General features: G+C 47.6%; 22 protein-coding genes. 6 read left to right on the top strand and 16 right to left on the bottom strand.

The window, feature by feature from the left end; all coding sequences use genetic code 11:
* Positions 1-20: 20 nt before the first annotated feature.
* Together CHI14_RS14500 and cobD are read right to left on the bottom strand one after the other, a co-directional pair.
* On the bottom strand, positions 21-818 hold the full coding sequence (locus tag CHI14_RS14500; RefSeq protein ID WP_095289222.1) for an adenosylcobinamide amidohydrolase: 798 nt from the start codon (positions 816-818) through the stop codon (positions 21-23).
* Positions 818-1936, bottom strand: coding sequence for a threonine-phosphate decarboxylase CobD (gene cobD / locus CHI14_RS14495; RefSeq protein WP_481856418.1), 1119 nt, complete (start codon positions 1934-1936; stop codon positions 818-820). The genes CHI14_RS14500 and cobD overlap by 1 nt, the downstream gene beginning before the upstream one ends.
* Positions 1937-2156: 220 nt before the next feature.
* Here cobD and lplA point away from each other — a divergent pair, with 220 nt between their 5' ends.
* Both lplA and CHI14_RS14485 read left to right on the top strand, forming a co-directional pair.
* Complete coding sequence (gene lplA, locus CHI14_RS14490) at positions 2157-3158, top strand: lipoate--protein ligase (protein WP_095289220.1); 1002 nt, start codon at positions 2157-2159, stop codon at positions 3156-3158.
* A 242-nt stretch (positions 3159-3400) separates the two neighbouring features.
* Positions 3401-4204, top strand: coding sequence for a Cof-type HAD-IIB family hydrolase (locus CHI14_RS14485; protein WP_095289219.1), 804 nt, complete (start codon positions 3401-3403; stop codon positions 4202-4204).
* 104 nt (positions 4205-4308) lie between these two features.
* On the opposite strand, the gene CHI14_RS14480 is transcribed toward CHI14_RS14485, so the two are convergent.
* From CHI14_RS14480 to CHI14_RS14470, 3 genes are read right to left on the bottom strand one after another with little or no spacing between them, the layout of a single operon-like run.
* Positions 4309-4719, bottom strand: coding sequence for a hypothetical protein (locus tag CHI14_RS14480; protein ID WP_095289218.1), 411 nt, complete (start codon positions 4717-4719; stop codon positions 4309-4311).
* Between the two features lie 24 nt (positions 4720-4743).
* A complete protein-coding gene (locus tag CHI14_RS14475) occupies positions 4744-5082 on the bottom strand; it encodes a hypothetical protein (protein ID WP_095289217.1) in 339 nt (112 codons plus the stop codon).
* Positions 5083-5119: 37 nt separating this feature from the next.
* A complete protein-coding gene (locus CHI14_RS14470) occupies positions 5120-6058 on the bottom strand; it encodes a DMT family transporter (protein WP_095289216.1) in 939 nt (312 codons plus the stop codon).
* Positions 6059-6178: 120 nt separating this feature from the next.
* Here CHI14_RS14470 and CHI14_RS14465 point away from each other — a divergent pair, with 120 nt between their 5' ends.
* Complete coding sequence (locus tag CHI14_RS14465; protein WP_249281112.1) at positions 6179-7603, top strand: aminotransferase-like domain-containing protein; 1425 nt, start codon at positions 6179-6181, stop codon at positions 7601-7603.
* Positions 7604-7750: 147 nt separating this feature from the next.
* Here CHI14_RS14465 and clpP read toward each other — a convergent pair whose 3' ends face one another.
* The 4 genes from clpP to CHI14_RS14445 form a co-directional block, all read right to left on the bottom strand.
* The gene (gene clpP, locus CHI14_RS14460) at positions 7751-8338 is read right to left on the bottom strand and encodes an ATP-dependent Clp endopeptidase proteolytic subunit ClpP (RefSeq protein WP_095289215.1); all 588 of its coding nucleotides are present in this window, start codon (positions 8336-8338) and stop codon (positions 7751-7753) included.
* Between the two features lie 17 nt (positions 8339-8355).
* A complete protein-coding gene (locus CHI14_RS14455) occupies positions 8356-9225 on the bottom strand; it encodes an RNA polymerase sigma factor (protein ID WP_095289214.1) in 870 nt (289 codons plus the stop codon).
* 158 nt (positions 9226-9383) lie between these two features.
* Positions 9384-10166: an MBL fold metallo-hydrolase gene (locus CHI14_RS14450; RefSeq protein WP_095289213.1), complete on the bottom strand. Its 783-nt coding sequence runs from the start codon at positions 10164-10166 to the stop codon at positions 9384-9386.
* A gap of 188 nt (positions 10167-10354) precedes the next feature.
* A complete protein-coding gene (locus tag CHI14_RS14445; protein WP_095289362.1) occupies positions 10355-10801 on the bottom strand; it encodes a hypothetical protein in 447 nt (148 codons plus the stop codon).
* Positions 10802-11036: 235 nt separating this feature from the next.
* On the opposite strand from CHI14_RS14445, the gene CHI14_RS14440 reads away from it, so the two are divergent.
* Together CHI14_RS14440 and CHI14_RS14435 are read left to right on the top strand one after the other, a co-directional pair.
* Positions 11037-11765: a C39 family peptidase gene (locus CHI14_RS14440; protein ID WP_095289212.1), complete on the top strand. Its 729-nt coding sequence runs from the start codon at positions 11037-11039 to the stop codon at positions 11763-11765.
* A 61-nt stretch (positions 11766-11826) separates the two neighbouring features.
* Positions 11827-13086, top strand: a complete 1260-nt coding sequence (locus tag CHI14_RS14435; RefSeq protein ID WP_095289211.1) for a hypothetical protein — start codon at positions 11827-11829, stop codon at positions 13084-13086.
* Between the two features lie 180 nt (positions 13087-13266).
* Here CHI14_RS14435 and CHI14_RS14430 read toward each other — a convergent pair whose 3' ends face one another.
* The 4 genes from CHI14_RS14430 to cysT are packed head-to-tail and all read right to left on the bottom strand — an operon-like array spanning position 13267 to position 17030.
* Positions 13267-14319: a sulfate ABC transporter substrate-binding protein gene (locus CHI14_RS14430; RefSeq protein ID WP_481856413.1), complete on the bottom strand. Its 1053-nt coding sequence runs from the start codon at positions 14317-14319 to the stop codon at positions 13267-13269.
* Positions 14320-14354: 35 nt separating this feature from the next.
* A complete protein-coding gene (locus tag CHI14_RS14425; RefSeq protein ID WP_095289209.1) occupies positions 14355-15419 on the bottom strand; it encodes a sulfate/molybdate ABC transporter ATP-binding protein in 1065 nt (354 codons plus the stop codon).
* 1 nt (position 15420) lies between these two features.
* A complete protein-coding gene (locus CHI14_RS14420) occupies positions 15421-16218 on the bottom strand; it encodes a sulfate ABC transporter permease subunit (protein ID WP_095289208.1) in 798 nt (265 codons plus the stop codon).
* Positions 16215-17030 carry a sulfate ABC transporter permease subunit CysT gene (gene cysT, locus CHI14_RS14415; RefSeq protein WP_095289207.1) on the bottom strand — a complete coding sequence of 272 codons (816 nt, stop codon included), beginning with the start codon at positions 17028-17030 and terminating at the stop codon, positions 16215-16217. Before cysT ends, CHI14_RS14420 begins: the two co-directional genes overlap by 4 nt.
* Before the next feature lie 302 nt (positions 17031-17332).
* On the opposite strand from cysT, the gene CHI14_RS14410 reads away from it, so the two are divergent.
* The gene (locus CHI14_RS14410; protein ID WP_095289206.1) at positions 17333-17734 is read left to right on the top strand and encodes a secondary thiamine-phosphate synthase enzyme YjbQ; all 402 of its coding nucleotides are present in this window, start codon (positions 17333-17335) and stop codon (positions 17732-17734) included.
* Between the two features lie 179 nt (positions 17735-17913).
* Here the strand turns inward: CHI14_RS14410 and CHI14_RS14405 are convergent, their stop codons facing one another.
* The 3 genes from CHI14_RS14405 to CHI14_RS14395 form a co-directional block, all read right to left on the bottom strand.
* Positions 17914-18495 (bottom strand): TetR/AcrR family transcriptional regulator, encoded by a 582-nt coding sequence (locus CHI14_RS14405; protein ID WP_095289205.1) that lies wholly within the window; start codon positions 18493-18495, stop codon positions 17914-17916.
* A 5-nt stretch (positions 18496-18500) separates the two neighbouring features.
* Complete coding sequence (locus tag CHI14_RS14400) at positions 18501-19133, bottom strand: YigZ family protein (RefSeq protein ID WP_095289361.1); 633 nt, start codon at positions 19131-19133, stop codon at positions 18501-18503.
* A gap of 168 nt (positions 19134-19301) precedes the next feature.
* A complete protein-coding gene (locus CHI14_RS14395) occupies positions 19302-20657 on the bottom strand; it encodes a glucose-6-phosphate isomerase (protein WP_095289204.1) in 1356 nt (451 codons plus the stop codon).
* Positions 20658-20739: the final 82 nt, after the last annotated feature.

Raw genomic sequence — 20739 nt, 5'->3', positions numbered from 1 at the left:
CGCCCATTGACTCAGAGATATCATCGCTTGCTTTTCCTCTCTTTCCACGCCTGTCCAGCTTGTAAACTTTCGGTAACGGCATCATAGACAACACGCCCAATGCCTGCCCCAATCACTGTGGCTGTACCCGCGTAAGAGATCAGTGGTTTCCCCTCCACCTGACTTGTGGCAAGCACAATGGCATCTGTCGTCGTTCCTGTTGCAGTCAGTCCATTTTCCGCATCCCTTACACCGCAATCCGAGAGCGCTGCCGTTTTGGCTTCCACCGCTGTCTGAATGGCATTGACCATGGCTCCAGGCGTCATGCGGCCGTTGATCCATAACATGATATTAATTGTACCAGGAGTGTAGGGTGACTCTGCTGCTATTCCCTCTTGGCTAGTAATGTTCTCTGCAGCATCAAATACGGTTCTTGCGGAGCCTGCCCGGGCAGCATTGGATACACCGGCAGTCGTACAGCACAAGATCCCTGCTTCATCGCCCACATATTCCTGAACCGATGTGTGCTCAAGCTTAACCGCTGTCAGTAATCCGGCACACGCAGTTGAGCGTTCCTCCCACCCGCTCAGGAGGTCTGCAATATCACGCGGCGGGTCGTCACAACGATAATGCTTGTCTACATAAATATTGAATATGCGATCCAGCTCGATCATCCCCCCGCCGTACACGGCACTCGAAATGGCGCTTACCCGGTTAGGGATCGCTGCTCGAATGTGGCGTTCATGTGCGCTGATGGTTAAGCCGGGCCATGCAGAAGAAGTATATTTATTTTGCTCTGCATTTGCATGGGTAAAGTACTGAAAGAATGGCAATGCCATTACTCCACCCCCTCGCCCGTTGGCACCGAATTCGTTTGTCCGCTCACACTCCTCATTTCGTTCACCAGACGAAGATTCGACTTCGCGTCCTTCACCGCCAGTCGGATATGTCTGTCCCCAAGTCCAGGGTACATGGCGCAGCTTCGGATCAGAATCCCCCGCTCCCCCAGAGCCGCCTGTATGGTTGCCGCTGTCCATGGCTGCGGCACACGTGCCAGCAAGAAGTTCGCTTCCCCGCGTGTCACTTCGCATTCACAGGCCTCCAAGCCGGATGCCAGTTTCTCTCGTTCAAGCGCCACCTGTTCCAACGTCTCCCGTTCAAAAGCTTCCCCGCTGCTTAGACAGGCTTCTCCCGCGATCAGTGCCAGTCCGTTGACACTCCAGGTTACCTGTTTCTCCGTCATGGCACGAATCAGATCCGGGCGTCCAATCGCATAGCCAAGCCGAAGACCCGGAATGGCATAGAACTTGGTCATCGAGCGAATGATGATCACCTGTGGGTAATCCTGTAATCGGGAAGCCAGGGATTGTCGCCGTGTTTCAGGAATGAAATCCATAAATGCCTCATCAATCACCAGGACCGTATCTGTCTTCTCGGCATGACGGGCCAGCTGCTGCAATACTTCAACCGGATACTGTACTCCATTAGGGTTGTTCGGCTGTCCAAGAAACAGCAAGTCCACCTGTTCCATCAGCCTCTCGATATCTTCGGGAGCTGCTCGCCATTCGAGCTCCTCCTGTCCCAGAACATGATGCATTTCTGCCCCAAATTGCTTGGACAATGAACGATACTCCGAGAACCCCGGTTCCACTGTGCCCACCTTCCGGGGAGAGAGTCCGAGCAGGATCAGAGCCATGCTTTCCGCAGCTCCATTCCCTATAGATATATATTCCTCTGACAGGCCGAGGCGTTCACCAAGCAAAGATTTGAATGTCCGATGTGCAGGATCAGGATAACGCACTATCGCCCGCATCCCTTGCTCCAACGCCTTCAGAACGTCCTTGGGCGGACCCAGAGGGTTAATGTTTGCACTAAAATCAAGGAAATCCTCAGGACTCCCGCCAAATCTCGACGCAGCAGTCTCCACGTCACCACCATGTCCAAAAACTTCAATGATACCGCTCATTTTGTCCGTCATCCTTTCTGCATGTCATTTTTATTATGGATGGCGTAGCTGTCACGGGTCAATCCTGATTTGCCTAAACCATCCATTCCCTACTTCAATTCCTTTGTGTCCAATCGACAATTCGATTACAATAGAAGAGGAATTTTGATTCGCAGGCGCAACACTACATAAGGGATCATCGTCCCTCACATACATTAATGGAGGAATGACCATGCTGTTTGTTGATAACCAGGGCATTACAGATCCTTCTGTAAACCTCGCGATTGAGGAATACATTTTGAAGCATCTGCCGATGGATGACAGCTATCTGCTGTTTTATATTAACCGCCCTTCCATAATTATTGGAAAACACCAGAATACTATCGAAGAGATCAACATCGAATATGTTCAGGATAACGGTGTACAGGTTGTACGTCGTCTCTCCGGAGGCGGAGCAGTCTACCATGATTTGGGCAACCTCAATTTCAGTTTCATTACCAAGGATGACGGACAATCCTTCCACAACTTCCGCAAGTTCACCCAGCCTGTCGTGGAAGCTCTGCAGGAGCTTGGTGTGAATGCTGAGCTGACCGGACGCAACGATCTGCAAGTCGGAGAAAAGAAAATCTCAGGTAATGCCCAGTTCTCCACCCGCGGACGCATGTTCAGTCACGGAACGCTCATGTTTGACCTCAATCTGGATCATGTTCAGGCATCCCTGAACGTAAATCCCGAGAAATTCAAATCCAAGAGCACCAAATCCGTACGCAGCCGTGTCGCCAACATTCGGGATTTGATTGACAGCAGCCTGACCATTGAACAATTCCGGGACGAGCTGTTACGCCACATCTTCCGCATGGAGCCGCAGGAGGTTCCCCAATATGAACTCACGGAGAAGGATTGGGACAAGATCAAGGAAATCTCCGCCGAGCGTTATAGCAACTGGGACTGGAATTATGGCTTGTCTCCGGAGAGCAATGTGAAGCATACCCGCAAATTCCCTGTCGGCATTATCGATCTGCGCATGAACATTAAGGACGGACGAATTGAAGATATCAAAATCTTCGGTGACTTCTTCGGTGTAGGCGATGTGGCCGATATCGAAGATATTCTGCGTGGCAAGCGTTATGAGGAATCCGAGGTGCGCACGGCACTTGAGGGCCTTGATGTGAAACACTACTTCGGTAACCTGGAGCTGGAGGACTTTATCGGCCTCGTTTTCCTGGAAGAATAGATTTAGATGTAAGTATAGTTTTAGAACGAATTCCTTTATTACACTTTAACGGAAAAAACAGAATCAATTTGGAGAAGCAAAGCGTTTGCCTTTATCCCTGTATTTTCCCCTTTACATAAGGGACTCAAAGAAATCTAGGGATAACAGTGATCGAAAGATGATTCTGCGTTTGGAGTGATCTGGTGTAATTATGGATTCATTCGTTCGTGATTATAGATACAGATAAAAGGAGAGAAACTCAAATGGCATACAAATTAATGGCAATCGACATCGATGATACCCTTATCAACGACAACAAGGAAGTAACTCCTGCAACACAAACGGCATTGGAGCAAGCGGTTGCTCATGGTGTGGTTGTTACCCTGGCAACAGGACGTGCCTATGCTTCTGCACAAGCACTTGCTCGCCAAACGGGATTGAACGTGCCAATCATTACGTATCAAGGCGCTTTGGTCAAAAACCTGCTGGACGAGAAAGTTCTCTATGAGCGCTATGTACCGCAAGATGCTTCCCGCAAACTGTACGACTACTGCCTGGAGAACAATCTCCACCTTCAAACGTACATTGATGACAAGCTGTATGCTCGCGAAGAGAACGACAAACTGCGTGATTATGCGAAGCTGAATGGTACCCAGTACCATATCGAGCCGGACTTCATCAAAGTTATTGAACAACAAACACCAAAATTGCTTATCATCGATGAGCCAGACTATCTGGATAAAGTGGCCGTTGACCTGCGTGAATTGCTTGGACCAGAAGTCCATATTACCAAGTCGAAACCATACTTCCTCGAGATCATGCATCGCGAAGGAACCAAAGGCCATGCCCTGACATTCCTGGCCGATCACTTTGGTCACCAATTGAGCGAGTGCATTGCGATCGGTGATTCCTGGAACGATCATGAAATGCTGGAAGTTGCCGGCCTTGGCGTGGCTATGGGCAATGCGATCCCTGCTCTCAAAGAGCTGGCAGATTACATTACGGCAAGCAACAACGAAGACGGCGTAAAGCAGGTCATTGAGAAATTTGTGCTGAACGCGGAGTAAACGCATAACGTTAAGCAGAAGGTAAAATAAAACAGCCCTGGGCAGCGAATAAACTCGCTGAACCAGAGGCTGTTTTTGTTTTGGTTATATCTTTGGAATCATTTTTATTGATATCGGGAATTCAACCATCTTTTGCGAAAATAACCCAGCAATGAATTGAACATTAGAAATACCAGAGCTCCGACACCAAACAGCAACGCAATCATATTCGATTCGCTATGGGGACCTTTAACCTGCAGAAGCATGGCCAAGATGCCTACGACAGTGCCAGCAAGAAAATAAACGACTGTTTTCCATATCCCGCTTTTCCGCTTGAGGAAACGGTCCAACACTGCCGTGAGCGGCAAACCTGCAAACAGATAGAATGCCCACAAAATCAAAAACCCGGTCAGGAGTTGATTGCTGAAAGGCACCATTACTGCTGCCGTATTAACATCATTCGAATAGCGATCCACCCAGGCAGCAAGGAGCGAGAGAGTAAGTGCCGAACAGATCGTTGCGTAAAATTTGACCATGCTGCTCTCCCCTATCACCTATTTTTATCGATCGCTACTGTCATATGAACTGCGAATATTTCTTCCGTACTGCTCATCAAACTCACGGTTCCGTTCCCGGATCTCTTGTATCGTCGTCTTTCCCATGCTCATACCAGGAATCAGACCAGTCAACAGAAGCACCATGCCAAAAGTAAACAATAAGATCGCCACAACCAATCCAATGAGGCCACCTGTTTCGGACACAGCTCCCAGATAACGTCCCCATCTGGTGGACCAGACGGTTACTAACGGAATGTGTATAACCGCAGCAATATGGATAATGCCATAAAGGACAATCCCCGTGAACAGAAATATTGCACCGAGTCTTTGTCTGTTCAACATGATTCCTCACCTCATTCCTATGTAAAAAAGGTAATACCTATTTTACCACAGGTTTGGAAGTTTGCACCAATGCATTGGTTCGTTTACCTCTCTTCAGCCAGCTCATCACTTTCTCATTCATCGCCAGCAAGCCGGATACCACAAGCACAACACCGAGCCAGGTGATCCAGCTTACATGTTCACCATAGACAACCGCTCCAAGACCAACCGCAATCGGAGGAGAAATGTACAGCCAGGTTGCCGGGAACAGCGGGTTGGTACGTGACATGATCCAGTAGAACAGGCTATGCCCTACCATTGAACCAATCACCGTCAAGTAGATCAGGGACAAGATCGCCGGAGCCCAGACCAGTCCAGACGTGCTCCACGATTCCGTCACCGCCGAGAGCCCGGATAACAGCAAGCCTCCATACATCATCTGTACGGCATTAATCGCTACGGGACTTGCTTCCTTGAACTGGTTGATCACCTTCTTGGAGTACAGGGCGCCTGCCGAATAGCATACTTCTCCCACAAGTACGGCGATACACCCCCATAACCACAGTGAACTCCCACCAATGGATACACCGGGTAAAACGACAAGCACAACGCCCCCGAAACCGATCAGGCAGCCTGCAATCATGCGGGCAGAGGTTTTCTGCCGCAGCAGAGCAGTCTGCATTACCATAATCATCAGTGGCCCGGTCGCTGATAAAATGGCCCCAACGCCGGAGCTGACATATTGCTCAGCCCAGTATAAAGTGGCAAACGTACCAAAGGTCAGCCCTGCTCCGGTCAGGAGCATTTCTTTTCTCCACAGCAGGGACAGACTCACCTTCCCTTTCATCCACATCCATGCAAACATCAATGCACCTGCAATGATAAAACGTAATCCGGCCGATAGAAAAGGTGGCATGCCTGCCTCGACCCCAATTTTAATCGCCAGGAACGTTGTTCCAAAAATAAGACACATTACTGTAAATGCTGCTGCAACCATGCTAGCCCCTCCTTCATCTGTTCTCCATCATATAGCACTATCTACAGAACAGAATGACGAAAACAGAACAGAATCCGCTCATTTCCTGTTACAATAGAGTCCAAAAGGAGCGTGAGTCGGGTGGGCAAAGCCATGTTGATGACAGATAACAGCCTTAAACTATATGAACAGGTCGTTCATTTTCTCGTGGTGCGTATTGAGGCGGGAGAGTGGGCCGAACATGAAAAGCTCCCTTCAGTGCGAAGCCTGTCCGAGCAGCTCGGTGTACATCGGCTTACGGTGTTCAAAGCCTATCAGGAACTGAAGGAACGCGGGAATGTATACGTTAAGGATAAGTCCGGTTATTATGTCAGCCCAGCCGATCCTTCTCCGGTAGCTGACCAGGCAGATGACCCTGCTGTATCCGCCTGGCTGCACTGGGACTCACTCGCGCGCGTGCAATCCCTTGAAGCGGAATATCAGTTTTCGAAGTCACTGATTGATCCCGCCCTGCTCCCTAACCGTTACTGGGGGGAACTCATGCGGGATTTGCTGGATCAGTATCCCCGGCTGCTCGGTACGTATTCAACCATTCAGGGTGATGTAGAACTGCGTAGTGCGCTGGCAAGCCATCTAACACTGAAAGAACGATTTTACATCTCAGCAGAAGAAGTACTCATTACCACAGGAGCGCAGCAGGCCATTGATCTGATCTCTCGAAGCCTGGTCAGACCTGGCGACCGTGTCCTGATGGAAAGGCCGACATACGGCCCTGCCATGGAAATTTTCCGGAAACAGGGTGCACGCCTGATCTTCACGGATATACACCCGGCGGGTTATGATCTGGAACAGATTGAGCATCTGATGAAGACAGAGAAGCCCCGCGTATTTTACATGACGCCAACCTTCCAGAATCCGACCGGAATTAATATTCCAACCGAACAGCGGAAACAGCTTCCCGAGCTAGCCGAACAATATGGATGCTTTCTCGTTGAAGATGACAGCACGTACGATATTTATTTTAAAGAGAAACCTCCGGCACCAATCTTTACGTACGATACGACAGGACACACGCTCTACATTCGCAGCTACAGCAAATATGTTGCGCCAGGTCTGCGTATTGCGGCCATTATGTGCCGTCCCCGGTTTATGCCAGGACTGCAGGCGGTTAAAGCACTGGCTGATAACGGAACTCCCCTTCTGAACCAGAAGCTGTTTCTCCGTTACTTTCAATCTCCGCGCATGCATCAGCATCTGTCGAAGCTGCGTACCGCCATACAATTACGGATGGAAGTCATGGAAAAGTGCCTGCAAGAAACAGACTGGAATTGGACCCGGCCTGAGGGCGGACTTAACATCTGGGCGGAGCTTCCAGAAGGCATCGATACTGGACGATTGCTTCACCAATGCATGGAACATTCTGTGGCGTTTGTCCCCGGAACGGTATTCGATCCTTCGGACGCTTCCGCCAGTCGCAAGCTGCGTTTGTCCTTCTCCTATACACACGAACAGCAGATTCGCGAAGGGATGAACCGACTCATGGAACTAGTTAAAAGGATGAATTAGCTCGTATGCTTCAATTGATTATGGCTATGGCAACCACTGCTGGCATTACAGTGAAACTACAGTAAACGAACCAAAGAGCCCAGAAGATCACATATGACCTTCCGGGCTTTTTAGATGTTTTAAGGTGTAAATTATAGGGCTACTTGCTTAATCTGCTGTTCTGGATATTACTTTGTCCACCAGTCCATATTCCACCGCTTCCGCTGCGGTCAGGAAATAATCGCGATCCGAATCTCTCTCGATGCGCTCCAGCGGTTGGCCTGTATGGTTCGCTAACAGCTCGTTGAGCCGCTGACGGTGCTGAATGATCCGGTTGGCATGAATCAGCATATCCGATGCCTGCCCGCGCGTACCCCCATGCGGTTGATGGATCATAATCTCACTGTTCGGCAGAGCGAGCCGTTTTCCTTTGGTTCCCCCTACCAGCAGAATCGTACCAAAACTCGCGGCCATGCCAGTGCAGATCGTTGAAATATCCGGCTTCACAAATTGCATCGTATCATAGATTGAGAATCCGGCTGTAACAGATCCGCCTGGACTGTTGATGTACATCTGGATATCCTTTTCGGGGTCCTCTGCGGTCAAAAACAGAAGCTGGGCCACAATGGCATTTGCCATCTGGTCCTCAATCTCCCCGGACACCATAATGATTCGATCTTTCAGCAATCGTGAATAAATATCATAGCTCCGCTCACCGCGGGCTGTCTGTTCAACTACATAAGGTACATGGTTCATGCTTGTCGCCTCCCGGTTTACGCAACCATGAGCGCGGCATATCCTCCTCCATACATCATTGAAGTCATGCCGGAATTGGAATATCCGTGCATCATTGGCTGCGTTGATGAAGACGGCAAAGACTGCTGCAGAATCGTTCCTGCCACGGCCACCGGATCATCCGTACGGTTCAGGCACAGATCAATCAGACGCGCCGTATCTCCACTGCGAAAAGCCATCAAATAACTTCGCAGCTGCTCTGCGCTCACTGAATCTTCATCTGCGCCACTCGCTGCTTCGCCTTCCGTTTCCAGACGGCTTCGTCTGACGCGTTCCAGAGTAGATCTGGCGCGATTCAGCGCGGCTTTGACCGCTCCTTCTGATGTATCCAGCATCTCCGCAGTCTCTGCCGTCGTATAACCCATTAAGTCACGTAATACATATATCGCTCGCTGCCATGGCGGCAGCTCATTGACAAGGATCTGAACAGCAGACTCGATCTCTTCGAATCGCTCCTCTTCCGCACATTCTTGCATAAATGGTTTCAGGCTATCCAATTTACAAGCGAGCTTCTCCCGCTTCCGTATGACGTCAATCCATGTGTTGCGCGCAATCCGGATCAGATAGGCTTCCCAGTTCATCTCTTGCTTTGTACTACAGGACTGCATAGCCGAAGAAGCCAGCATTTTCACGCAGGTATCCTGAACCAGATCCTCGGCCTCCCAGGTTGAACCGGTCAGAGACAGACAATAAGCGTAGAGACTGCTCATCAGATCCGGCAGCACACTTTCCATCATCTGTTCCACGCTGTATTCAGCTTGATGACCAGTCTGGGTAGTTGGTTTGAGTTGGTTACGATGATCATGTGGTCTGTTGATTCTGCAATCCACGGACTTCACAAAGGCCATGTTTGGGGCCCCCCTTTGTTGGTTCCTGATTGATCTTGCTTCATGTCATGCTTTTTCGATGACTTGCTCTTGTGGTCTTACACTATGTAAACGAAGAACCTCCGGTAAAGGATACGCTCTTCTGTATTTATTTTTTTATATTCCAAATAGGTTCTAACTTAAACGCTGCCCAAAGGTACCTTCATGCCTGTAGCTGCCAGCGTAATACCTGGATCCAGATCGTAGTTTTGCTGTACATCCACGTCATGAGACATATGGGTAAAATAGGTGCGCCCCGGTTTCAGTTCCCGCAGCAGTTCCTGCGCCTCACGCATGTCGTAAACGGATCGTGTTGAGAATTCCGCAAGCTCATGGACAAAGCTCGTTCCGAGCACCAGCAGATCCAACCCGTACAGCGGCTTCTTCTCTGCTTCCTTCAGATCGATGGCATCCGAACAATACGCCCAGCTGTACCCTTCCCGCTCAAGCCGATATGCATAGGAATAACCGTTTTTACCATGGCAGACCTTCCAGGAGTGCACGTTCCAACCGCCAAGCTGGATATCATCATCCGTTTCCAGAAAGTTCATGTGCGCGCTTAGCCAAGGAAATTGCCCCTGAATGGTGGTGATTACTTCGCGCGGTGCGTACAAGCTGCCCTTAACCCCCAGCCAGCGGCAGGCATCCGCCCATTCCGGCAAACCTCCAATATGGTCAAAATGCGCATGTGTCACCAATAACGTATGAACCATACGCAATCCCTGATCCTCCATCTGTGATCTCCAGTCTGGTCCGCAGTCTATCATAAACGGTTCGGCTGCGCCATCTGAATGGATTAGAACAGAAGAACGTTTACGCTGGTTGATCCCGGTCTGACGGGCCTCCGTGCAAACTGCGCAATCACAGTATACACGCGGTACGCCCATGGCATCCCCGGTTCCCAGAAATGTGAGCTGATTCAATACAGTGACCCCCTCTCTATCCGATGCTGTACTTTCCAAGAAGTTCAGTTTCCTAAATTGTATATCCTCGCCCCCTGCTTTTGCAAAAAAAAGCTCTCCCTATGCAGTTCTAATCCTGCACTAGGGAAAGCCTGATCTCTGACTACATGTAGTCAGCGTATGTAACTTCTACTTGGCCCGCTTGTCGCCTAGACCAAGGCACGCAATTTCAAGGTCAATTCCTGACCCTCGGGCACATCTCTCGAATCGGTAATGACCCAATTTGATGCCAGGCGCTTCGCCAGCACTTCTGCCTGCTCCGGCTTCAACTTCAGGCCGGTTACTACGCCCTCACCGACCGTGAAATCACGCTCCGGTTGTAAAGCAAAAGCCTTCTCGATCCAGATACCCAGCCCGCCCCGGGTATTGAAAGCAATTCGGTAACCCTCTTGAACGGCCGCTTCCAGATTTTCACCATGTTCATCTGCATATGAGAAAAAATCATCATACTTGTAGTGCTCTTCGGAAACGGCATCAAAAGCTGCCACGTCCTTGGCCTTGATGGCTTGTAGTATTTGGTCTTCAGGCATGCCTTTGCCACGGGCCTGTTCCAGGCGAATGGCCGTACTTTGGGATAATTTGATCTCTGTACTCATCATCTCTCACCTTCCTAAAGAAACCTGCCTGTTATTCATTATACTCTGTCCCTTTAGCCAAAACAAAGTGTCGGGCGTCACTTGCATTCTGGGTATTGTAAAGTCTAACAAAGGATAGTTTCTCTTATTTTTAAATAGAACAAAATAAAAATATTTACAAAACATTCCAAAAAATATAATATATAGTTGTCCGGACTAAGTTGAATTATTCAAATTAATTGGGGGAGGATTTATCATGAAATTTGGCAAAGTTCTAAAAAGTACTACTTTCACTCTGATTCTCACTGGTCTTCTGGCATCAAGCGCTCTAGCTGCAGGTACTGGTGATGATCCAACACCTACGAAGGACATCCCGACCGTAAGACAACAACAAGTTCTGGAACAAAAATTAAAAGATTTAGAGCTGTATAAGAATAAAGCTGAAAGTAAATTTCAAATCTTAGGGCTAGGTGATTTACAAACGGTGGGCGTAACACCATTTAAACAAGAAACGACCTATTGGTGTGGTCCTGCTACAACTAAGCAAGTATTAAATTACTTGAATGGCGGTTCAGAGTCACAATCATTTTATGCACAGAAATTAGGCACCACAAAAGATGGGACTGACTTTACAGTCGTTGATGATGTACTAAATAATCTGCAATCAAAATACACTTATTCGTATTCTACATCACTTTCACTTGACTCATGGAAGTATGCTGTCATGTACTCTTCAGATAACTACCATCCAGCAGTGTTGGATTTGAAAATTACTGGAAGTGAATTAGAAAACTATACAGGTACTGTAAGCGGACATATAATAAATGTTTCAGGTTATGATTTTAGAACAAGTGATGCAAAAGTAAGACTCACCGATCCGTATGATCAAGGAAATAGAGGGAAGACATTTGGCAATAAATGGTATACACTTGAGAATGTATGGAAAGCTAATCAAAACCACTTTAGACAAGCGATCATTTGGTAAAAGTACGTTAGAAGAAGGGGAGCATTCTTCCCTTCTTTACTACTCTACAGGAGGCTTCAACATGAATGTAAGATATGCATGTATTTTTTTTTATATCATCCTTTTGCTTACGTTACTGCTCACAGCCTGTAACGACTCTTCTCCAGCAAATCAAGCTACAGAACAGCACAAACCTTCCTCCTCTTCAACCACAATGGAATCTATACCTAAAAACAATTTAAAAGACTCATCTCAAACGGCAACTGCACCTGAATTGCCACAAGCTAAACCTGATATTGCATTTAAACTTCCCTTCACCGTGGAGTCAGTAATGATTGAAAATGATATTTTAGAACGTAATACTATCGTTTCCAGCTATAAAAATGAAGATGGTATCGTTATTTTTAGCAGAGATTTTTCTACAACAGAAGAGATCGAGATGGAAATCATTGAGTTTGACACAAAAAAGAATACCTATGTCTCGCGTTACCGTGCTGCTAAAGGCATGATTATTAATACCCTGCTATCCGTTGGAAATGACTTATTTTGGGTGGAGAATCCATCCAACGCAACAGATAATAATACCCCATGGAAGATCAAACAGATGAAACGCGATGATCTTGATGCAGATCCTGTTGTTTTTGCTGAAGGGATTAGCGAAGATCAGATTGCCGTCCCAGTGTTGAGATCCACTCAAGATGAGATAAGCTGGATAGAGAAGAAAATCACCGATCACATCGTGAAGAGCGAAGCCTATATATACAATGTAAAAACCGGGATCAAGACCAAGGTAGCCACACAAATTCTAAATGAACAAACAAAGGACAGAGAGGGCGTTTTCCTTGATTTACAAAGACCTATTGATGAGGGGTTATTGATACAACAAACGGTTTTTGAAAATAAAGGTGCAAATAATATAAAACGGTTTGACATTGTTTTGTATCCTAAAGATCGTTCCGAACCCGAAGTTATTGTTAAAGATCGTGAAGAGATTTACGATTTTACAGCAAATGAACAATGGATTGTATTAACAATGGAGAGCAAAACCGAAATCTTAGATAGAAAAACGAAACAATTGACCTATTCAATTGTTCACGACAGTTCGCTACTCGGTGGGTATACCCCTTTTATATATGAAAATCTACTCATTTACAAACAGTCCCCTTACATTATGGCTGTAGATTTAACAACAGGAAACAAGCAACGATTAGTCCAAAAACAAGGCGATTACACACCTATATCTAATTTTGGAGATAATCTCACCTTTACTCGTATGGAATATGAAAAAGAAGAGAACTTTGCTGAGTTATTTTTTATTCACTTGAATCCAAGCCACAAATAAGAATATATCTAGGAAAATTCTATCATCCACTCCTCTTACTGCAAATTGCCTCCCCATGGCTAGAAATGATCTAACCATGGGGAGGCAATTTCAATAATGTATGAAGTTAACAACGGACCGAAATATTCAGCCAGCTGATAAGAGTTAAACTGAAGATACCTACACGATTTTTAGATTTTACTATAATCCCGCCAGCACCTGATACCAAACTCCCCGTTTGGAGTACAATGTACTGCGCACTTCGTCCCACCCACCAAGGTAATGGATATCAAACAGACCTTCAGGTGTTGGAAACGTAGATTCAGTCTCGGCAAATACATTCGGGTCTACCGAACGAAAACCATGCTTGGCAAATATGCGCTGAGCCTCCGGAGTTCGCAGGTAGTCCACAAAGGCCTCTGCCAACTCCCTATTCCCATGTTTATCCGCATATTTATCCACCACTACCGCTGGATTTTCAATCAGGATTGTATTCTTCGGTACAACGATATCGTATTTAACACCCTGGGCAATACGGGCAAGCAATTCATTCTCATAAGTCACGATGACATCGCCGACGCCATATTCAAAGGCTGCCATGGAAGATCGGCCGCTCTTATCCAGCGACTCGACATTTTCATGCACCTTCTCCAGAAACGCTTTGGCAGCGGCAGGGTCCTTCTGGCCCTTTTCTTCCGACATCTTCAGCCCAGCCCCGTAGATCGCATTGATATCCCATTGGGCCCCGCCTGACGTTTTGGGATTGGGGTACAGCACCTTGACTCCCGGCTTGGTCAAATCCTCAAAATCACGAATCCCCAGCGGGTTGCCATCCCTTGTTCCAAGAACAACAATCGAACGGGTAATCATGCCGTCATTCGGCGTTTGTTTCCAATCGGAGCTCACGAGGTCGGCCTTGACCAGTTTATCGATGTCACTTTCCATAGCGAGCAGTGCCACATCAGCCTCGAATCCACCAACAATGGCCCTTGCTTGAGTACCTGAGGCTTCATAGGACTCCTGGAAATTGACCGTCTGTCCGGTTTTGGCTTTCCATTCCTCTTTGAACTTGGGCAGCAGCTCTCCGACAGCATCCTTGGCTACACTGTATGCACCAATGACAAGCGTATTGGATTGTTCAGCTGCAGAGGGTCCGTTCTGTTCGCCTTCCGCTTCCTGATTGCTGCAGCCTACGGTCATGCAGACGAGCAGAAGCATAAGGGCAGCGTATAGGAGTATTTTTTTCTTCTTCATCGTCTGCATGGGGCAGCCTCTCTTTCGAGTGCATTTTAGATCATGACCGGCATTGGATCTTCCTTCAAACGATTCTCGACAACCCAGCTATCCGTGTCATTAAACAGATAAGCGCGGTGCACAAGCACCCGGATCTGTTGACCAATCTCCAGTGTCGTTTTCTCAAGTGAACGATAGGTGATCAGCTTGTGGCCCTGTACCTCGACTTCCACCATCCACTCACTACCGCGGAAATGAAGATGCTTCACCGTGCCCTTTTCCGTAGCGGACAGCATGGAGAATTCGTTTTTCAGACCAATCTCGATATACTCGGGCCTGATCAAGGCACGTGTATGATCTCCTTCTACCGCATGTTCGAAGCCTTTAAGCTGCGAGGCATCCTCCACAACGGTGGATTCACCAATAAAGGTTGCCACAAATGGAGTCTGCGGATTTTTGTAGATATCCCACGGTGTTCCTTTTTGCTCTAAACGGCCTTGGCTGATAATCATGATCTCATCTGCAACTTCGATCGCTTCATCCTGGTCATGTGTTACAAATATCGAGGTAATGCCGACCCGCTCAATTAACTCTCTCAACCATGAACGCAGCTCTTGGCGAATCTTGGCATCGATGGCGGCAAAAGGCTCATCCAGCAGCAGCAGCTGCGGCTCAGGAGCCAAAGCTCTGGCAAATGCGACACGCTGACGCTGTCCACCGGACAGTTGATGCGGATAGCGCTGTTCAAAACCTTTTAGGCCGGTCAGCTCAACAAGTTCCATGACCCGATCGCGAATCTGGGCTTTGGGTGTCTTTTTGACCTTAAGTCCAAAAGCGATATTATCAAAAACAGTCATGTGTTTGAACAAGGCATAGTTCTGAAAAACAAACCCGATTCCCCGCTCCTGCGGAGGCAGATGATTCACAACCTTGCCGTGAAAGCGAATCTCTCCGGAGTCCGGGTTTTCCAGACCGGCGAGCATGCGCAGAATAGACGTTTTGCCTCCTCCACTGGGTCCCAGCAGACCGATCAGATGGCCTTTGGCAATATCGAACGAGACATCCTTTACCGCATGAAATTGACCGAAATGTTTGTTCAGATCACGGACTTCCACATGCATCTCAATGCACTTCCTTTCGCTTCTTGGCCCATTCCATCATGAGCAGCAGCCCAACGGAGAAGGTAACCAGTACCAATGCCACACCATTTGCGGCAGAGACATTAAAATTCTCAACATCCTGATAAACAAGCGTTGTTGCCGTCTGCGTTCTGTTCATAATATTGCCCGACACCACCAGCACTGCACCGAACTCTCCAAGCGATCGTGCAACGGTAAGTACAAGCCCGTATACGACAGCCCAGCGGATGGAAGGCCAGGTGACACTCCAGAACGTTCTCCACCCATACGCGCCAAGCGTTGAAGCCGCCTCTTCCTGCTGCGAACCGAGTTCCTGGAGGACCGGCATAACCTCTCTGACCATCAGCGGGAATGTGACAAACAGCGTTGCAATGACCATACCCGGGAAGGCGTAGACTACATTGAAGCCGATTCCTTCAAAAAAGCCACCCATAATGCTGTTCGGCCCGAGCAGCAATACAATCATTAACCCGCCAATGACGGGGGACACCGCATAAGGCAGGTCCACGATGCTGTTTAGCAATCCTTTGATTCGATCACTAAGCCATCCGGCACGAACGAGGTAAATGGCCATCATAATGCCAAACAATGTATTTAACAGCGTGACGACCAGCACCACAAGTCCGGTCATCATCAAGGCATGCAGCGCCTCAGGGCGCATCAGCCCATCCAGGAAGCCTCCTGCACCGTCTTCAAATGCTCCGATCAAAATGCGTCCCAAAGGAATAATCAGAAGCACAATGAATACCGCAAACGTAAGTCCAATTAATAGCCGTCTCATCGTTTTCTCCCCCGCATCTGCACCAGATTAATCAGCCAGAGGATCAGGAAAGAGAGCGTGAGGAGCAGTACGGATACAGCCGCTGCGCCCGTAGGATTGTCACTTTCAATCTCGCCATAGATAAACACGGAAGCGGTCAGCGTCCTGCCCGGGATGTTGCCCGCCACCAGCACAACTGCTCCAAACTCTGCAAGTGCTCTGGAGAAAGCAAGCATACCACCGCTAATCATGCCTGGAGCCATAGAAGGCAGAATAACCTGCCTGAACGTACGCGCCTTCGATGCACCCATCGTATAGGAGGCCTCTTCCTCAGAAGGGTCGATCTCCTCCAGCAGCGGCTGCACCGCACGAATCACGAATGGAAATGTAACAAAGGTCATCGCAATGACGATCGCAGGCTGATGAAACACGATTTCAATTCCCATGGTTTCAGCCAGCTTGCCTACAGCGCTGACCGGTCCAAGCAGCAGCATAATCATTAATCCGCCAACTGCAGTAGGAAGTGCAAAGGGCAGATCTACGAGACTATTGAGAAACGATCTCCCAAAGAAACGATAACGCGTAAGCACCCAGGCAATCATGGTGCCCAGTACCACGTTAATCAGTGTGGCGACAACAGCCAGTCGAACGGTCAGCAATACGGCTTTCCACGCGATTGGATCCATGACGCTCTCGGCAAAATTGCTCCATCCTTCAGAGAAGGAATTGAAGTACACACCGATAATCGGAAGCACGATGAGTACAATAAAATATAGCAATACAGTACTGCGGAATCCCCAAGTCCATCCCTTGTGACGAAGAACGGTATTCATTGCTGCATTCCCTCCCAGCCTCCGGTTCCATATCCGGTCGGCAGTCTCCCTGCTTTGGTACATTCATGTTCCTAAGTTGGATTATATTTCTTTAATATTATTCCCATTAGTCTACTTGGTTTTTTGCTTATCTGATACTTTACCAGTTTGCAGTGCTTACCGTCAATGCTTTTATTGTATATAATTTGGGTGTTTAGCAGATGATTTGTTAACCATTTTATCCGTGAATCGTGGTTTGTTTGAATTGGAATGGTTAAGGTACAATCTAGAAGAGAATTTATGAGGATAAGGAGTGCTGCCAGATGTTATATACGAAAAAAATATCGACCTCCAGACGGGATGAAATCAAGGATATTACCAGAGAAGTAGAGCAGGTTGTCCGCAATAGCGGTGTACAAAATGGAACTGTACTTGTCTATTGTCCCCATACGACAGGAGGTATTGCCATTAATGAAAATGCCGACCCGGATGTTAAACATGATGTGCTGCTTCGTCTGGACGAAGTGTATCCTTGGGAACATCCCCAATATCGACATGCTGAGGGGAATACCGCTTCCCACCTGAAATCAATCACAACCGGTCCATCTCAAACGGTGATTATTCATGAAGGCCGATTATTACTCGGCAGATGGCAGGGGATTTATTTCAGCGAATTCGACGGCCCTCGTGAGCGGGAATATTTTATCAAGATCATGGAAGGTTAATTCAGCCAAACGCAAACAGGCGGACAACCCTGATTTAGGGCTACGATCCGCCTGTCTTGGTCTTTCGCGCTAATAAACTTTCGCGAGACAACGTTATAAAGAATTAATGTTATGACAATTCACCGCCCTGAAGTATAGGAGTGCGACAAAAGCGCCTTTAATAGGACGCCAGGCTGGTGTTATAGATTGCGGCATAGTACTTTGACGTGAGATAATGCCGACGATTCAATCTCAGCAAACGTTACACGATCCTGAATATAATACGATATAAATCCGTGCATGGACAAAAACAGTGTGCGCGGCACACATTGGATATCCTCATCCGTACAGCCTTCCTCGTTCATGTACTGCCTGACAATGGAAGCAAACAATTCGAAGCATCTTCCCTGCTCCGTACGACAATAGGATAACAGCTCCTCATCCCGAATCATGAACATAATCTCGTATTGATACGGATTCTCCAGACCAAAACGAATGAATTCCAACATGATATGCTCTACCTTGCTCATACCGCCCACGACTGGCCTGACCATGGCTTGCAGCAACAAATGTCCCAGATGATTGAAATCTTCTACCACAATGGCATAGAACAATTCTGCCTTTTCCTTAAAATGATAATACAGCGACCCATGACTATAGCCCAGATGCTGGCCGATGCTTCGCATCGAAATGGCGCGGTATCCTTTGGTAATAAAAAGATGTCTCGCCGCCTCCAGGATCCGCTCCCTCGACAACTCTTGTTCGACTGCTCTTCTAGCCATATATTTTATTCCCCTTCAATAAAATAAAGCCGCTGTCCCTCCGTGATCCGGGATTGCCCTTGCGTCAAATCCGTGATCCAGGCGATAAATGCCTCGGTTTCACTATCCGGCGGAAGACAAGTCAACGTAACCTTATCGGTGAATCCAGTTTCACCCGTACGGACTTCCCGGCTTCTTAATTCATTTTCCACTTTTCCCAGCCACGTATAATCCAGTTCTACAAACACTTCACGATGAAGCACTTTGGTTATGGCCTCTCCAGCTTCAATAGCCGCTACAGCGCCATCCGTATATGCACGGATTAAACCGCCAGCCCCAAGCATGATTCCCCCAAAATACCGTGTAACCACAATAGCCACATTTTTCAGTTGCTGATTTTTGATGACTTCAAGAATGGGTTTCCCTGCAGTTCCGCTTGGTTCCCCGTCATCGGATTGCTTCTGGATCTCATCTCTCTCTCCTATCATGTAGGCGGAACAGTTATGAGTGGCATTCCAGTGTTTCTTCTTGATTTCATCAATAAAAGCAACTGCTTCTTCTTCCGTTGTAACTGGCATAATATGACCGATGAAACGCGACTTCTTGATGACAATTTCCAGATTGCCCGGTCCTCGAACCGTGCGATAACGTTCAAGCATTTCAATCCAACTTTCCGATTTAATCCATTTTACAAGAAAGCAGTTCCCCGCGCGGACGCGGATGAACTGCCTTGGTTTAAACATCCGGGGATCACTGCATTGTACCTCACAATGAAACCCGAGTGTCATTACACATGCTTTATTTAACTATATGAGTCAAACCATGAATTATTCAGAAAGTCTCGCTTCAAGCGCTGCTTTCTCTTCTTCAAAGCCTGGTTTGCCCAGCAATGCGAACATATTTTTCTTGTAAGCTTCTACTCCTGGTTGGTCAAACGGGTTGACGCCCAGCAGATATCCGCTGATGCCGCATGCTTTTTCAAAGAAGTATACCAGATATCCGAAAGAATATGGAGACATATCCGGAATATTCACAATCAGGTTTGGAACTTGGCCATCTGTATGTGCAAGCAGCGTGCCTTGGAACGCTTTTTTGTTGACGAAGTCCATTGTTTTGCCTTCTAGGAAGTTCAGACCATCGAGGTCATCCGGATCGGCTTCGATCGAGATATGCTCGGATACTTCAGCTACCTGAATGACGGTTTCGAAAATGTTCCGGCTTCCTTCCTGGATGAATTGACCCATGGAGTGCAAGTCCGTGGAGAAATCTACGGATGCAGGATAGATTCCTTTGTAATCTTTACCTTCACTCTCTCCGTAAAGCTGTTTCCACCACTCGGATACAAAGTGCAGGGATGGCTCGTAGTTTACGAGGATTTCTGTTCCTTTACCTTTGCGGTACAATGCGTTACGAACAGCAGCATATTGATATGCTTCATTCTCAGCTACATTCGGGTTGCTGTATTCTTTGGATGCGTCAGCTGCACCTTGCATCATTTCTTCGATGTTAATGCCAGCTGTAGCAATCGGCAGCAAGCCTACTGCTGTCAGTACGGAGTAACGTCCACCTACATCATCCGGAATAACGAAAGACTCGTAACCTTCTTCGTTCGCCAGTTTTTTCAGTGCGCCGCGCTCTTTGTCTGTTGTAGCATAGATACGTTTGCGTGCTTCTTCTTTACCGTATTTTTTCTCCAGTGCAGCACGGAAGATACGGAAAGCAATGGCTGGCTCGGTTGTCGTACCGGATTTGGAGATAACGTTCACGGAGAAGTCTTTGCCTTCTACCAGATCCAGCAAATGAGTTACATAGGTGGAACTGATATTGTTTCCTGCGAAATAGATTTCAGGCGTTTTGCGTTTATCTTTTGGCAGGTTGTTATAGAAAGAGTGTGTCAGCATTTCAATCGCTGCGCGTGCACCCAGGTATGAACCACCGATACCGATAACGATCAGAACTTCGGAATCACTTTGGATTTTGGCAGCCGCTTTTTGAATGCGGGAGAATTCTTCCTTGTCATAAGCGGTTGGCAGGTCAATCCAGCCCAGGTAATCGGATCCGGTTCCTGTTCCGTTGTGGAGCTGCTCGTGAGCCAGACGAATCGGTTCAGCGAAATAGTCCACTTCATGCTGGTTTACAAATTGCAAGGCAGTGCTGTAATCAAACTTCACTTTTTTTGCCATGATCTAAAAACCTCCTGATATCGGTAGCTTATTTTTCCGTTTTCCATTCAAACAACTTAGCATAAGGATACTTCAAATCCAC

This window comes from Paenibacillus sp. 7516, assembly GCF_002272715.1.
GTDB lineage: Bacteria > Bacillota > Bacilli > Paenibacillales > Paenibacillaceae > Paenibacillus > Paenibacillus illinoisensis_A.
This window is presented reverse-complemented; position numbering and strand designations above follow the sequence as displayed.